This window comes from Kouleothrix sp. 19917 (genome assembly GCF_057073505.1).
Window position 1 is genome coordinate 3,513,520 of record NZ_CP097099.1, and the last position, 15,275, is coordinate 3,528,794.

At 64.5% G+C, this 15,275-nt stretch carries 14 protein-coding genes; 9 read left to right on the plus strand and 5 right to left on the minus strand.

Annotated features, from left to right (window positions below; genetic code table 11):
• Positions 1-701: 701 nt before the first annotated feature.
• From M1P90_RS14355 to M1P90_RS14365, 3 genes are all read right to left on the minus strand, one after another.
• A complete protein-coding gene (locus M1P90_RS14355; protein WP_483703321.1) occupies positions 702-1,409 on the minus strand; it encodes a YqjF family protein in 708 nt (235 codons plus the stop codon).
• 212 nt (positions 1,410-1,621) lie between these two features.
• Positions 1,622-2,554: a hypothetical protein gene (locus tag M1P90_RS14360; RefSeq protein WP_483703322.1), complete on the minus strand. Its 933-nt coding sequence runs from the start codon at positions 2,552-2,554 to the stop codon at positions 1,622-1,624.
• A gap of 287 nt (positions 2,555-2,841) precedes the next feature.
• Positions 2,842-3,531, minus strand: a complete 690-nt coding sequence (locus M1P90_RS14365) for a response regulator transcription factor (RefSeq protein WP_483703323.1) — start codon at positions 3,529-3,531, stop codon at positions 2,842-2,844.
• A 312-nt stretch (positions 3,532-3,843) separates the two neighbouring features.
• Here M1P90_RS14365 and M1P90_RS14370 point away from each other — a divergent pair, with 312 nt between their 5' ends.
• Positions 3,844-4,590, plus strand: a complete 747-nt coding sequence (locus M1P90_RS14370) for a 3-oxoacyl-ACP reductase family protein (protein WP_483703324.1) — start codon at positions 3,844-3,846, stop codon at positions 4,588-4,590.
• 148 nt (positions 4,591-4,738) lie between these two features.
• Here the strand turns inward: M1P90_RS14370 and M1P90_RS14375 are convergent, their stop codons facing one another.
• Together M1P90_RS14375 and M1P90_RS14380 are read right to left on the minus strand one after the other, a co-directional pair.
• Entirely contained in the window at positions 4,739-6,196 is a 1,458-nt protein-coding gene (locus M1P90_RS14375) for an FGGY-family carbohydrate kinase (RefSeq protein ID WP_483703325.1), read from the minus strand.
• A gap of 17 nt (positions 6,197-6,213) precedes the next feature.
• A complete protein-coding gene (locus M1P90_RS14380; RefSeq protein ID WP_483703326.1) occupies positions 6,214-6,645 on the minus strand; it encodes a phage holin family protein in 432 nt (143 codons plus the stop codon).
• A 320-nt stretch (positions 6,646-6,965) separates the two neighbouring features.
• Here M1P90_RS14380 and M1P90_RS14385 point away from each other — a divergent pair, with 320 nt between their 5' ends.
• The 8 genes from M1P90_RS14385 (at position 6,966) to M1P90_RS14420 (ending at position 15,219) form a co-directional block, all read left to right on the plus strand.
• Positions 6,966-8,012 (plus strand): STAS domain-containing protein, encoded by a 1,047-nt coding sequence (locus tag M1P90_RS14385; RefSeq protein WP_483703327.1) that lies wholly within the window; start codon positions 6,966-6,968, stop codon positions 8,010-8,012.
• Positions 8,013-8,274: 262 nt separating this feature from the next.
• A complete protein-coding gene (gene thrC, locus M1P90_RS14390; protein ID WP_483703328.1) occupies positions 8,275-9,315 on the plus strand; it encodes a threonine synthase in 1,041 nt (346 codons plus the stop codon).
• A gap of 67 nt (positions 9,316-9,382) precedes the next feature.
• The gene (locus M1P90_RS14395; protein ID WP_483703329.1) at positions 9,383-10,783 is read left to right on the plus strand and encodes an aspartate kinase; all 1,401 of its coding nucleotides are present in this window, start codon (positions 9,383-9,385) and stop codon (positions 10,781-10,783) included.
• 220 nt (positions 10,784-11,003) lie between these two features.
• Positions 11,004-12,017 carry an adenylosuccinate synthetase gene (locus M1P90_RS14400; RefSeq protein ID WP_483703330.1) on the plus strand — a complete coding sequence of 338 codons (1,014 nt, stop codon included), beginning with the start codon at positions 11,004-11,006 and terminating at the stop codon, positions 12,015-12,017.
• Between the two features lie 184 nt (positions 12,018-12,201).
• Complete coding sequence (locus M1P90_RS14405; RefSeq protein ID WP_483703331.1) at positions 12,202-13,116, plus strand: DUF2785 domain-containing protein; 915 nt, start codon at positions 12,202-12,204, stop codon at positions 13,114-13,116.
• A complete protein-coding gene (locus tag M1P90_RS14410) occupies positions 13,100-13,639 on the plus strand; it encodes an N-acetyltransferase family protein (RefSeq protein ID WP_483703333.1) in 540 nt (179 codons plus the stop codon). The genes M1P90_RS14405 and M1P90_RS14410 overlap by 17 nt, the downstream gene beginning before the upstream one ends.
• Positions 13,640-13,653: 14 nt before the next feature.
• Positions 13,654-14,712: an aspartate-semialdehyde dehydrogenase gene (asd, locus tag M1P90_RS14415; RefSeq protein WP_483703334.1), complete on the plus strand. Its 1,059-nt coding sequence runs from the start codon at positions 13,654-13,656 to the stop codon at positions 14,710-14,712.
• Between the two features lie 81 nt (positions 14,713-14,793).
• Positions 14,794-15,219, plus strand: coding sequence for a four helix bundle protein (locus M1P90_RS14420; RefSeq protein ID WP_483703336.1), 426 nt, complete (start codon positions 14,794-14,796; stop codon positions 15,217-15,219).
• The last annotated feature ends 56 nt before the right edge of the window (positions 15,220-15,275 follow it).

Here is a 15,275-nt window from a genome sequence, read left to right on the forward strand (position 1 = left end):
CGCTTGTTCGCAGCCCAACGGCGCCCACACAGTGGCTCCCAAGGTATTGAATGAATACCGATACTATGCCGGTTGGAGATGAATATTTCGTGACGCCACGATAGCTTCGCATAACGGAAAAGATAGCTTTCAATGTTAAGCAATTATTTTCGCCGAGGCTGGTAGTATTCTGGCATCAAGTGCAGCGCATTCCTACTTTACCGCACTGGAATAAATTATTCTTACGAAATAATACGCTTTGTATTACTACATTTTTGAGTCACGTGAGAGAAAACTTTTTCTTTTTGTGGCACACTTTTTGCTTAACACGCGCTACATTTCGGGTCTGTCATCATTGTATTTTTAACGACGTTTTCCCTCCTGCTTTCGCCCTTCCAGTATTTCAAAGCTTTCGCATTCTTCAATGGGGCTGGTGCGGTGCTTACACATGGGCAGACTCAACGCTGTGGCCCGCAGAATCTGCTTGGGCAAGCAGAGCGCACAGGTGCGTTGGGCGCGCCACTTCACTGGCATGCCGTTCGCCACCATTCATAGAAATGCGCGCCATACCAGGCGCAATCCACCGCAGGAGCATCATGGCTCGCACGCTGTTGTGTGATAAGAATCAATACCCGCTGGCGTGTGAGGGTTATACCGCCAGTGTATGGTTGGGGATACGAGGAGGGGTCGCAGAAATGATGCCGCCGGAGCGAAGCGGCGCATTAGGCGTTTGGCGTGCCGCCGAAAAACACCTGCACTGGCGAGCCGACCGCCAGCACAGCAGAGTAAGGCTGCAGGCGCGCCAGCAGCGCCCATTCCGGGCCATACACGCTGGCCCAATCGAGGTCGATGCGGTAGGAAAGCACAGGGTAGGTTTGCCAGAAGGGGTGGCGCACCTGGTAGCGCAGCAGGCGGCCACCACGCGTGCGCCCGTAGCCCCACTGGTGCTCTTTGAAGAAGTGTTCGGCGCTGTCTTCGGGCGGCATGTGCGCGGGCGTTGCGCCAGTGGCGGTGATTGTGTGGGTCGCGCCGGCCCAGCGCAGCGTGTGCTCGATTGTGAGCTGGCCGGGCTGCATGCGTGTGGCGCTCCGGAGCGGCGCGGCGCGGTAGGGCTCGTTGTAGAGTGTGCGCGCCACCCAGGCCACCAGATGCTGCGGCACAAACTCACGCACAAACATCACGCCGCGCTCGGCGCCGCGCCGCACGTAGAAGCGCAGGTTCAGCTCGGCAAAGTTGCGAAAACCGGGCCACGGTACACCCAGCACACGCGTGTCGAGGAAATCAAACGCCACCAGACTCACAAAGGCCTGGCCGTCGCGCATATCGAGCGTGAGGCCGGGAGCGAGGCGGGGTTCGAGCAGCTCGGGCGGCACGGCGTAGGTGAGCAGAAACAGGTTCGACCAGCGCGCTGCAAGAAAAGGCACAGGCATGGATGTTCTTTCACGCTGATGGCCCGCACGCGTTTGCGCGCTGCCGCCGAATAACTGCACTCTATTATAGTGCAGCTCGTGCCGGGCGCAAAAGAATCGGGCCACAGAGTTCACAGAGGTTACGGAGGTGAAACAAAACTCCATGACCTCTGTGCGCTCGGTGGCTCAATCGATCGGCTTATTGCTTTCGCGAAATCGTTCGTACCCCCGCACTACGGTGCGCCGCCCCATCGATACACCACCTGCGGCGGGCGGTTCGCCTGCGCGACGCGCAGATCGGTGGGCTGCCAGGCCGCGCCCGGTTCGCGCCGCAGCGCCTGGTAGGCCTCTTCGCTGCAGATCAGGCCGAAGCGCCGCGCGCGCAGCGCCAGCTGCTGCAAGCTCACCGCCTGCTCGACGGGGGTGCCAACTACGCAGAAGCCCAGCCCGGGCAGCGCGGCCGCCAGCGCATAGCCGCCAGCCAGCGCCAGCGCCAGTGGGTTGCCACCCGGATAGCCGGCGCGCCAGCCCTGCTCGATCTGCTCGGCGGCGGCCTGGGCATCGCGCAGCGCCTCGGGCAGCGGGCGCTCGTCGAACGCGCCAAACACCAGCATCACCGCGTCGCCGCAGGGCTGGAGAAGCGCGCCATACTGCTGCGCTACCTCCTGCGTGGCGTTGGCTAGCGCCTGCCAGGCCACCATGCCAGCGCGGCGCACGCCCTGCTCCCAAGCGGGGGCGCGCACTGGCGCGCAGATCAGCAACACCGCCACCCGGCGCGCGCGGCCATCGGTAGCCAGCTCGCCGCCCAGCAGCGACTGCACGGCTTCAAGCGGCAAGGGGGCGGGCAGGGCATCGCGCATGCGCTGGCCGACCAGCCGCTCGTGCAGAAGCATGTTGATGGCGCGGGCAAGCTCGCCCCACGCGCCGTCGGCCACCTCGACCTTTTCGGTCTGCTCGGCGTCGGCAATGCGCCGCGCCAGCGCCTGGGCGCGCCGATCACGCGCTTCCAGCGTGCGCAGCAGCAGCAGCACCAGCGGCAGCATGGCAATCGCGGCCAGCTGGCCCGACCAGAACAGCAGCACGGCGGCACTGGCCAAAATAATGACAAGACCAATTGTGCGAAGATGAAACCAGGGCGAACGGGGCGGAAGATTCATCGACTCCATACATTCCTCTTAGTGATGGGCTAAGAGGATAGCACGGAGGAAGAATTGCTACCGAGATCAGGAGATTACGACTATGTGACAGGGAACGTACTTGCGCAATGTTGAGGAGAAATTTCGCGAGTATCGCTTTTGGAAATCGATAGCTGGTTCTGACGAAAGACGAAGGACGAAAGACGAATGACGAAATACCATGTGATCATTCGCTCGTCATCTCGGCAAAGAGGAACTGCCGTATGGCAATCCCCAACCCCTATTCCCCACCTCCCAACCCCTGCGCTGAAAGCGCCCTACGCCGGGGTGGCGAGGTCTTCGCGCAGGATGTAGCCCACGCCGCGCACCGTATGGATCAGGCGCGGCTCGCTGGCGGCTTCGAGTTTCTGGCGCAGGTAGCGCACATACACCTCGATGATGTTGCTTTCGCCGCCGAAATCGTAGCCCCACACGCGGTCGTAGATTACTTCGCGCGTCAGCACCTGCTGAGGGTGGTGCATAAACAGCTCAAGCAGCTCGTATTCCTTGGCAGTCAGCTCGACGCGCCGCTGGCCGATCTGCGTAGCATGCGCGGCAGTATCCATCGTGAGCGGGCCATAGCGCAGCACCGCCGGCTGCTCATCGCGCTGGCGGCGGCGCAGCTGCACGCGAATGCGCGCTAATAGCTCTTCAAAGGCGAAGGGCTTGACGAGGTAATCGTCGGCGCCGGCTTCCAGGCCAGCCACGCGATCGGGCACGGCGTCGCGCGCGGTGAGCATAATAATTGGCACTTCCGAAGCGCCGCGCAGCCGGCGGGCCACTTCCAGGCCATCGACGCCCGGCAGCATAATATCGAGCACCACCAGATCCGGCGGGCGCTCACGAGCCGCTGTCAGCGCAGCCGTGCCAGTGCTGGCAATCTCAACGCTGAAACCCTCAAAGGCGAGGCCGCGGCGCAGGTAGCCAGCGATTTCGCTTTCGTCTTCGACGATCAGAATGTGCGACATAAGCATTGTACGTATATCGGGCGGGCCTGCGCGCATTGTAGCAGCCAGTGGCGCAGCATGCAACCGCCGCAGAGTCAAACCGGCCGAGCAGCATTGCCGCCCGACCGATTCGATAACCACACCCTTCCTTCGGATCAGAGAATACACCCCGAATGTGAAGCAATGATGATCAGGCACGGCCAGATCAATAAACACTTGTTCACAGCTTCATAATCAGGTATCGACGGGAGCGGCAGCCGTAGTATAATCGACACAGGGTCGAATTTCTGCCCAACAATCCAGCACGCAACTCAGCAAGGAGAACCCGACGCCATGCCGCTTTCTGGTCAGGTCGCCATTGTCACTGGTGGGTCGCGGGGCATTGGCCGCGCGATCGTGTATGAGCTCGCCCGCCAGGGCGCGCGCGTGCTTGTGAACTACCAATCCAACGCCGCCGCCGCCGAAGCGGTTGTTGCGCAGGTGCAGGCAGGCGGCGGCTGCGCCTTTGCGCACGCGGCCAATGTCGCCGACCAAACGGCGGTCGCCGGCATGATCGATGCCTGCCTTGAGCGCTGGGGCCAGCTCGACATGCTGGTGAACAACGCTGGCATCACCGCCGACGCGCCCATGATGCGCCTGAAATCCGAACAGTGGCGCGCCGTGATCGACACCAACCTGACGGGCGTGTTTCTGTGCTGCCAGGCCGCGCTAGCCCCAATGCGCGCCCGCCGCTATGGCCGAATCGTCAATATCGGCTCGCTGGCCGGGCTGGCGGGCAACGTTGGGCAGGTGAACTATGCGGCGGCCAAGGCCGGGCTGGTGGGCCTGACGCGGGCGCTGGCGCGCGAGGTGGCCGGCGACGGTATTACGGCCAATGTCGTCGCGCCCGGCTACATCGAAACCGAGCTGCTGGAATCCATCCCGGCGGCGCTGCGCCAGTGGGCCACCGACGCGATTGCGATGCGGCGCTTCGGCACGCCCGAGGAAGTTGCGCCAGCAGTGGCGTTTCTGCTTTCGCCGGCAGCTTCGTACATCACCGGGCATGTGCTGGCGATCGATGGCGGCTGGGTGATGCCGTGAGCGCGGTTGGCGGCGAACGACGGCTGACGAACGAAATTTCACCGCAAAGAACGCAAAGAGCGCAGAGGGTTGGAAGTTTGAAGGTTGCAGGTTAGCGCGAACTTGAAAACGCAACTTTCAACATTCAAACCTGCGACTTGCGAACCCATCACAACCCCGCCAGCGCATCGGGCAGGCGCGCGTAGCGTTGGCGGTAGTGCTGCTCGTAGAAAACGGCGCGCACAGGATGGGGTGTGATTTCGCGCGCGGGCAGGGCCAGCTGTGCAGCCGCCGCAGCCGCGCTGGCGAAAAGGCCGGCCGCCACGCCAGCCAGCAGCGCGGCGCCGAGCGCAACACTTTCGGGCAGGTCGAGCACAAGCAGCGGGCGGCCCAGCACGTCGGCTTTGATCTGCAACCACAGCGCCGCGCGCGTGCCGCCGCCAATTGCACGAATTGTCTCGGCGCGCTGCCCCACGCCGCGCTCGATCCGCTCGAGGTTTGCGCGCCACTCGCAGGCCAGCCCTTCCAGCACCGCCCGCGCCAGCTCGGCCGCACCCGCGTCGGCGGTGAGGCCCACCCAGCCGCCGCGGTCGGCGGGGGCGAGACGCGGCAGGAAGAGCACGCCACCCGCGCCGGGCTGTGCCCGCGCCGCCGCTTGCATGAGCGCGGGGGCAGCGCCCAGGCCCAGCATGCGCGCGGCCCAATCCACTGCCGCACCCGCGCTGCGAATGCCTTTGGAAATATAGAAGCGCCCGCCGACGACATGCGCGCCCAGCGAGCCGCCCGGTGGCTCGGCACTGAGCGGCGGCAAAGTATCGAGCGCGAGCAGCGCCGGCTCGGCCGTGCCCATGGAATCGAGCGCGAGGCCGCCGCGCACCACGCCCGCCGCCAGCGCACCGCACGAATGGTCGTGCCCGCCGCAGCCAACGGCAATGCCCGCTGGCAAACCCGTTTCGCTTGCGGCGGCTGGGCTTACGCTCCCGAGGCGCGCGCCGGATGGGAGCAGCGGCGGCAGCAGGTCGGCGCGCAGGCCCGCCGCTGCGATAATTTCGCCCGACCAGCGCCCCTGCGCGAGATCGATCAGCATGGTGCGCGTGGCGAGCGACGGGCTGGTGGCCTGCGCGCCGCACAGCCGAAAGGCAATGTAGTCGGACACATGGAGCCAGCGCGCCGCAGCAGCATACGTTTGTGGCAGCTCATCGCGCAGCCAGAGCAGCTTGAAGATGCTGAAAATTGGGCTCGGCGGATTGCCAGCCAGCGCGCGAAACTGATCGGCGCCAAAGCGCGCCAGCCAAGCCTGGAACTGCGCATCGCTGCGGCTGTCGTTCCACGAAATGATTGGGCCGAGCGGCTGGCCGGCCGCGTCGACCAGCAGGCCAGCTTCGGCCATGCTGGCCACCGCCACGCCGCGCACACTGGCGGGTGGCACCCTGGCCAGCGCCTGCCGAACCAGCGCGGCAACCGTGGCCCAGAGCGCGTGTGGATCGTGCTCGACCCAACCGGGTCGTGGGCGGACCAGGGGCGTCGGCGCGGCAGCAAGCGCCTGCACCTGCCCAGCCGTGTCGGCGATCAGCGCCTTGCAGTTGGTGGTGCCAACGTCGATGCCAAGCAGTAGGTCGCCGGCCATGCCACTGCGCTCTTTCTTCATTCCTGGCGGCGGATCACCACCACCGGGCGCGCAACCTCGCCGGCCAGAATATTGAGGATCAGGCTGACAACCGAGATGATGATGCTGCCCAGCACCGCTGAGAAAAAGCTGGTGATTGTGAAGTTCACGCCGAGGGTGGTAGCAAGCTGTGCCGTCAGCAAGAGCAGCACGGCGTTGACAACCAGCGAAAACAGGCCAAGCGTAAGAATAATCAGCGGGCAGGTCAGCAGTGTGAGCAGCGGGCGCACCGCCATGTTCACCAGCGCCAGCAGCAGCGCCACAATGCCAAGCTGCCAGCCCTCGCCGGCAAACGTGATGCCGGGCACAATATAGATGGCCACGAAAATCGCCAGCGTCGTGATCAGCCAGCGGATCACCAGCGACACAAGGCGCGGCGGGCGGGCCGCCGGCTGTGGTTGTTCGATCATGCGAAACCTCCTTGAGCGTTACGCGCCAATCGTACCACACTCTGCCCCTGCTACCGATGCTTGTGCCACCGGCCCGCACGCATGCCGCAGAAAACTGCATCGCAACGCGTGATTTCCGGCTATAATAGAAAAAGCACCTGGCCGAGCGCACGCCCGGCAGCGCATTCGATCAGGATCTACGGCACCTGCTCGTAGCGAAGAGATGTTGCCAAACTGTTTCGTTTCGGCAATGTGCACATTTGCTGCTCTCGCCTATACTGTACAGCGGCGATCTTGTATATTTGAATTGTAGCGCCCCGCTGCGCCCAGTAAAGAGTGCTATGACGACTTTGAATGACACAACTTTTAGCACGGCTCGCCGCCAGTTCCTGCGCTTGTCCGCACTGATCATTTTGATCGCAGCCGGCGTTTCGCTGCTTCTGACTGGCGTGTTCCTGCTTATTGCCTTTGATCGCTACATCATTACCTATGCCATTCTGGTGCTGATGGTTGGAATGGGTAGCGGCCTGACCCTGCGGCTCCTGCGCGATCAGCCGCTCGGCGCGGCGGTGATGCCACTGGCCGCGAGTTTTGTGCTGACGGTGGTGGGCGCATGGCTGTTTCTGCCCGAGCTGTCCATCCTTGCCGTGATGGTGCTGGCGATTGTGGTGCTGCTGGTGAGCATCAGCGGCAACCGCAGGATCACCCTGCTGACAGCGACGATCTGCGCCCTGCTCGCGATCATGGTGCTGGGCTTTCCGCAACCATTGCCCGCGCCAAGCGCAGCGTCATCCATTCTGGAGATCATCAAGGCGCTGAGCGCGGGCGCAATTATCATGGTGATCTGGCTGATTGCCGACCGCTATACGAACGCACATTCCGAGGCGCTGGCCCTGGTGGAACAGCGCGCCGCCGAAGCCGAAACCGCCCGCGCCGAAGCCGAAGCCGCCCGCGCCGAAGCCGAGGTGCGCAATGCCGACCAACTGCGCCTGCTGGAGCTGGTGCAGTCGCTGGAGCTGCCGATCATCACGATTGGCCCGGGCGTGCTGGTGGCCCCGCTGGTGGGCAACCTCGACAGCCGGCGCGTCGACGCAATTCAGCGCCGCTTGCTGGCCACCGTTTCGCAACAGCGCGCCCACACCGTCGTGCTGGATGTGACGGGCATCAGCGTGATCGACACGGCTGTGGCGCGCGCGCTGATCAACACCGCCCAGGCGGTGCGCCTGCTTGGCGCGCAGACGATCATGAGCGGCATCAGCGCCAGCATCGCGCAGACGCTGGTGAGCCTGGGCGTGGGCTTTGAAACCATCCAGACCGTGCGCGACCTCGGGCAGGCGCTGGAACGCAGCCAGCAGCGCGGCACGGCCAACACGCCACTTGACAGATAAGGGCGCTGCCAGTATAGTAGCGGCGCTACACAAGTGAGAACACTAATGGCGAACTATCGGGTTGACATGACTACCACCACCACTACCGCGATGACGAGCATCGCGGCATTTGCGTGTGGGAGGTAAACCGGTCGAACGACCCGAGGCTCAGTGACTTGCGCCCCCCTCCTGCAAAGGACGGGGGGTTTTTTAATGCCGATTGCACGTTGCAGAAGGCGCGTCTCTGCAGCACAGCAATCTTCAGTTGTACATCGGAGGCTGTATGCTCCTCGAGCGCTATCGCGAGTTCCTGCCGATCACCGACCGCACGCCCATGCTGACGCTCAACGAAGGCAATACCCCGCTGGTCGCCGCGCCGCGTCTCGCCGCCGCCCTTGGCGTGCGCGAGCTGTTTCTCAAGTACGAGGGCCTGAACCCCACCGGCTCGTTCAAAGATCGCGGCATGGTCATGGCCGTGGCGAAGGCGATTGAAGACGGCGCGACCTCGATCATCTGCGCCTCGACTGGCAACACCTCCGCCAGCGCCGCCGCCTATGCCGCGCGCGCCGGCATCGAGGCGATTGTGGTGGTGCCGGCTGGCAAGATTGCGCTGGGCAAGCTGGCCCAGGCGATGATGTATGGCGCGCGCCTGCTGGTGCTCGAAGGCAACTTCGACCAGGCGCTTACCACGGTCTGCGAGCTGTCCGACCGCTTCCCGGTCACGCTGGTCAATTCGGTCAACCCCTTCCGCCTGGAAGGGCAGACGACCGCCGCCTACGAGATCTGCGATGCGCTCGGCGGCGCGCCCGACGCGCTGTGTCTGCCGGTTGGCAATGCCGGCAATATTTCGGCCTACTGGATGGGCTTCAAGCGCTACGCCGACGCGGGCAAGATCAGCGCCCGCCCGAAGATGCTGGGCTTCCAGGCCGCTGGTGCCGCGCCCATCGTGCTTGGTCACGCCGTCGAGCACCCCGAAACGGTCGCCACCGCCATCCGCATCGGCAACCCGGCCAGCTGGAAGCTCGCCACCGCCGCGCGCGATGAGTCGGGCGGGCTGATCGACGCGGTGAGCGACGAGCAGATCGTGGCGGCGTGGCGCGACCTGGCGCGGCTGGAAGGCGTGTTCTGCGAGCCGGCGTCGGCGGCGGGCGTGGCCGGGCTGCGCATGCTGATTGAGCAGGGCCGCGCCGGGCGCGACGCCCGCTATGTGGCAGTGCTCACCGGCCACGGCCTGAAAGACCCCGGCCTGGCGGTCGAGCAGTTCGCCAAGCCCGAGTCGGTGCCAGCGGATATGCCCTCGATTATCAATTGGCTTGGTTGGTAAAGTTCACAAACAGTGGCCGCAGCAGCCAGTGCCGCCTGCCGCCGGCCGCCCACTTCAGGAGCAAAGTATGTCTCTGTTAGTGATGAAATTTGGCGGCACATCGGTTGGGAACGCCGCGGCGATCAGCGCGCTTGCCGCCATCGCGCGCGACCATCTGAAGGAATGGGATCATGTCGCGATGGTCGTTTCGGCTATGAGCGGCGTGACCGACCTGCTGCTGGGGGGCGCGAGCAGCGCGGCCAGTGGCGACCAGACGACCTACACGCGCACGGCGGCCACGCTGCGCGAGAAGCACGCCGCTGCGCTGGCGGAGCTGGTGCCCGACGCCGATGCGGCCACGGCCACACGCGCCGCAATCGAGCAGCTAATCGACGAATTCGAGGTTCTGTGCCACAGCGTTGGCGTGCTGGGCGAAGCCTCGCCGCGCGCAATCGACGCCATTGCCAGCATGGGCGAGCGCATGAGCGTGCGCCTGGTGGCCGCCGCGCTGAACGCGCAGGGCACGCCCGCCGAGGCCGTCGACGCGACCGAGCTGGTGGTGACCACGCCGCACTTCGGCAGCGCCGTGCCGCTCCAGCCGCAAACCCGCGAGCGCACCCGCGCGCGCCTGCTGCCCCTGCTGGAGCGCGGCATCGTGCCGGTGATCACCGGCTTCATTGGCGCGACCGAGCACGGCGCGACGACGACACTCGGGCGCGGCGGCAGCGACTACAGCGGCGCAATTATTGGCGCAGCGCTCGACGCCGACGAGGTCGCGATCTACACCGACGTCGATGGCGTGATGACGACCGACCCGCGCCTTGCGCCCGACGCGCGCGTCATCCCCACGATTTCCTTTGCCGAAATGGGCGAACTGGCCTACTTCGGCGCGAAAGTGCTCCACCCGCGCACCATCCGCCCGGTGGTCGAGCACGGCATCCCGCTGCGCATCCGCAACACCTTCAACGCCGCGCACACCGGCACCCTGGTCGTTTCCGAGCCGGTGGCGAATGGCCGCCCGATCAAGGCCGTCACAACCATCAAGTCGATGAGCATGATCACCGTCGAAGGGCGCGGCATGATTGGCGTGCCCGGCGTCGCCGCGCGCACCTTCGGCGCAGTAGCCAGCGTCGGCGCGAACGTGCTGATGATCTCGCAGGCGTCGTCCGAGCAAAGCATCTGCTTTGTCATCCCGCAAAACTCCTCGGCAGCGGTCGTGAAAGCCCTTGAAGAAGGGCTGGCGAACGAGCTGGCCCGCCGCGACGTCGACCGGATCGCGCCGCGCGAAAGTGTGGTGATCGTCACCGCTGTGGGCGCGGGCATGCGCGAAACGCCCGGCGTTGCCAGCCAGGTATTTGGCGCGCTGGCCGAGCAGAAGATTAATGTCATCGCGATCGCGCAGGGTTCCTCGGAATGCTCGATCAGCGTGGTTGTCTCCAGCGCCGATGCCGACGCGGCTGTGCGCGCCATTCATGCATTGACTATCTGACACGGCTGCGCCGGGCGGTGCTGTACCTGAGCGGTCAGGCCCGTATTGCCTGCGGCGGCTCTCTTCCCAGGTTTTGCGCTGCGCGCAAAACCTGGGAAGCCAAAAACCAGTTGTGTCGTTTGCGCGGCGCGCAAACCACACAACCAAAAAATAGTCAACACCTTGCTGCCGCAGGCGCACCTCACGCAAGCGCGCAGCGTATGCTAACGAAAGGCACATTATGGGAGCTATTATTGTTGTCGACGCGCTGTGGGGCGACTCAGGCAAGGGCAAGGTTGCCGCCTACCTGTCGCGCCGCGAGGCCGCGCCACTTTGCCTGCGCGCCGGCATCGGCACCAACGCCGGCCACAGCGTCTACATCACCGAAGAAAATTCCATCCGCACCCGCCAGCTGCCGCTCGGTTTCATGAACGGCGGCACCGCCGTGGGCATTGGCTCGGGCGTGGCGGTCGATCCGCGCGTGTTCGCAGCCGAGGTCGAGCGCTACAATCTCGCCGAGCGCGTCAAGGTCGATTACCGCTGCCCAATCATCACCGAGGAGCATATCGCCCGCGAGAAGGGCAGCCAGCATCTGAGCGAAACCGTTGGCTCGACCAAAAGCGGCTCGGGCGCGGCGCAGGCCGATTTCGTGCTGCGCCAGGCCCCGCAGGCCAAAGATATTCCCGAACTTCAACCCTACCTGGCTGACATTGCGCAGCTTGCCAACGACACCGCCCGCCGCGAGCAACTGATCGTCGAGTGCTCGCAGGGCACCTTTCTTTCGCTGGCACTCTCGCCCGACTACCCGTTTGTGACGTCGGGCAACTGCACCGTGGCCGCCGCCGCCGACGATGTCGGCCTGAGCTGGCGCAACATCAGCGGCGCGGTGATGGTCGTCAAGGCGGTGCCCTCGCGCGTGGGCGCAGGCCCGCTGCCCGGCGAGTTGGGTGCCGACGAGATCAGGCAGCGCGGCATTGCCGAGTATGGCGTGGTGACGGGCCGGCTGCGCCGCAAGGCCGCCGAAATCCCCTGGGATATGCTGCGCTACGCGGCCATGCTCAACGGCCCAACCGAGATCGCGCTGACCTTCTGCGACCACTTCGACCCGGCGGTGACGGGCGCAAGGAGCCGCGCCGAGCTGACCGCGCCCGTGCTGGAGCTGATCGCGAAAGTCGAGGAGGCGTGCGACGCGCCGGTGACGATTGTCGAAACCGGCAAGCTGTTCGAGCACATGGTCGATCTGCGCGAGGTTTAAACCATCCGAATAAAGACGATAAGAACGTTCACCACAGAGACACAGAGGCACGGAGGGTTTTAGGATGCCACAAATACTCTCAGCGAGCACCTGATGGTTATTTGAATGGTATTGAGCTTAAACAGACCTTATCTGCGTAATCTGCGTAATCTGTGGATTATTAACTGGCACAAAGGAGCACGCAATGAACCGCGAGTTCTGGCAATCCGTCGTCGATGCCGACGGCGCACTTCCTGGGGGGCACAGCGCCGCCGAGCTGGCGCCCGAGCTATTGGGCTACCTCGGCTCGCCCGACCCGTGGCTGCGCGACGAAGTCGCCTTCGAGGTGTTGTCCGCCTGGATTGTGCGCGATAACTTGTTCCCGCCCGCCGAGCTGCGCGCAATTGGCGACACGCTGGCCGCGAACTTGCAGGTCGGCCTTGCCGAGCCGGGCGACGAGCGCATTCTGCTGCGCTCGTTCTCGGCGCTGGTGCTGAACAAGGTGATCGAGTCCGACAACTGGCACGCGAGCCTCGAAGCCGCCGACATTCATCGCTGGATGGATGCGGTGTGCGCCTACATCGTTGCCGAGCGCGACACGCGCGGCCAGCTGCCCGGCCAGGGCTGGGCACACGCCATCGCGCACGCCGCCGACGCGCTGTGGGTGCTGGCGCAAAGTCGCCACCTCGCCGCGCCCGAGCTTCTGCATATTCTCGGCACGATTGCCGCGCGCGTGATGCAGCCCACCGAGCAGCCGTTTCTGTATAACGAAGACCAGCGGCTTGGTTACGCTGCCATGGCTGTGCTTCAGCGCGACCTGCTCGACCTGCCCACCATCACAGGCTGGGTCGAGCAGGTCGCGCACCCCGACGGCGAGTGGCAGGCGATCTACGCCGCGCCCGAAAACACAATTGCCTACCAGAACACCACCACGTTTCTGCGCAGCCTGTACTTCCAGGTCCTGCTTGGCATCAACCCGCCCTCCTGGTACCCCGACCCGAGCTTCTTTCTGCGCGTGCCGGCACTGCGCGACGAGGTATTAAACCTGCTGATCGGCGCGCAGAAAGCCATGGATCGCGGCTTCTACCGCAAGGACGAAACGAATGCAGAGCACGCTTGACACGCCGCGCGGGCCGGTCACCATCCGTCCGTCCCGCGAAAGCGACGCCGAAAACTTCCGCGCGCTGCGGCTCCAGGCCCTGCGCGACCACCCAACCGTGTTCGGTTCGGACTACGCGACCAGCGCGGAGCTGCCGCTGTCACACTGGCAGGAGCGCATGCGCAAGGGCGCGGGCGACGACAGCACGGTGATGTACGTGGCCGAGACGGCCAACGCGCTGGTGGGCATGACCATGCTTGCGCGCAACGACGCGCTGAAGATGCGCCACGGCGGCGCGATCTACAGCGTCTATACGCACCCGATCTGGCGCGGCACTGGCGTGGCCGACGCGCTGCTGAACGCCTGCACCGACTACGCGCGCAACCTCGGCATGCGCGTGCTGCACCTCGGCGTGGTGGTGAATAACGCCAGCGCACTGCAGCTCTACCTGCGCAACGGCTGGAGCGTCTACGGCGTCGAGCCCGAGTCGATTTTCTACGATGGCATTTATTATGACGAGCTGATGATGCTCAAACGCTTATAAAGGAAGGAACCGCAATGCCCAATCGTAAAATCCCAATCGCCATCCTCGGCGCGACGGGCGCCGTGGGCCAGCGCATGATCCAGCTGCTGGCCGGCCACCCCTGGTTCGAAATCGCCGCGCTCACCGGCTCGGATCGCACGGTTGGCCGGCCCTACGGCGAGCTGGTGCGCTGGGTGCTCGACGACGCGCCGCCCGCCGATATTGCCAAAATGATTGTTCAGCCCAGCGAGCAGGTGGCCGACGTGGCGCTGGCGCTTTCGGCCCTGCCCACCGACGCCGCCAAGACGGTCGAGCCGCTGTGGGCCGAGCGCGTAGCGGTCTGCTCGAATGCCTCGACCTACCGCATGGCCGAGGATGTGCCGCTGATCATCCCCGAGGTCAACCCCGAGCATCTTTCGATGCTGGAGCGACAGCGCGCCGAGCGCGGCTGGAAGGGCTGTTTAATCACCAACCCGAACTGCGCCTCGATTGGCATTGTGATGGCGATCAAGCCGCTGCACGACGCGTTCGGCATCACGGCCATGCACGCCGCCACGCTGCAGGCCGTTTCGGGCGCGGGCTACCCTGGCGTCGCCTCGCTCGACATTCTCGACAACATTATCCCGAACATTGGGAATGGCGGCGAGGAAGACAAGATTGAGACCGAGCCGCTGAAGCTGCTTGGGCAGGTCGAGGGCGGGCGCGTACAGAATGCGCAGATCGGTATCAGCGCGCAGGTGACGCGCGTGCCGGTGATCGACGGCCACACGGCACTGCTTTCGCTCGCGCTTGGGCGCAAGGCCACGCCCGCCGAAGCGATTGCCGTGCTGGAAGGCTGGCAGGCTCCCGAGCAGGTGCGCGGCCTGCCCACCGCGCCCGAGCACCCAATCATTGTGCGCGCCGAGGCCGACCGCCCGCAGCCGCGCCGCGACCGCGACGCCGGCCGGGGCATGAGCGCGGTGGTTGGGCGCGTGCGGCCCTGCAACCTCCACGATCTGCGCATGGTCGTGCTGTCGCACAACACCATTCGCGGCGCAGCCGGCGGCGCGCTGCTCAACGCTGAGCTGCTGGTTTCGACGGGGATAGTAAACTAGCCGACCAACGACGAATGACGAAGGACGAACGCGCCCGTATCATCTGCTGACAGGCAATTGCAGTAATGATGGAGCACAAGTATGCCGTTCAAGTTCGAACAGCTTGAGGTTTGGCAGCTTTCACTCGATTATATCGACGCAGTCTATGAGCTTGCTAACGCGCTGCCACGCAGCGAAGAATACAATCTCAAATCGCAGATCATACGGGCTGCGACGTCAATCTCGCTCAATATCGCCGAAGGTTCGATTGGCCAGACCGACGCCGAACAGGCGCGCTTTCTTGGCCTTGCCATCCGCTCACTCGTTGAAACTATCGCCTGCCAGCACATGATCGCCCGCCGCAATCTGGCCGCCGACATAGAGCCGCTACGCGCACTTTACCGCGCCGCACAAACGCTTGTGGCGAAGCTGCACACAATGCGCAAGCATCTGGTGCCTGCGCAGCACTGGCTCCGTGAAGAGCAAGCGATGTACACCGCAGAGCCTGATGATTCTGCGCCCTTTTAATACCAATCCGATTCGTCCTTCGTCCTTCGTCTTTCGTCCTTCGTTAGTATCACAGG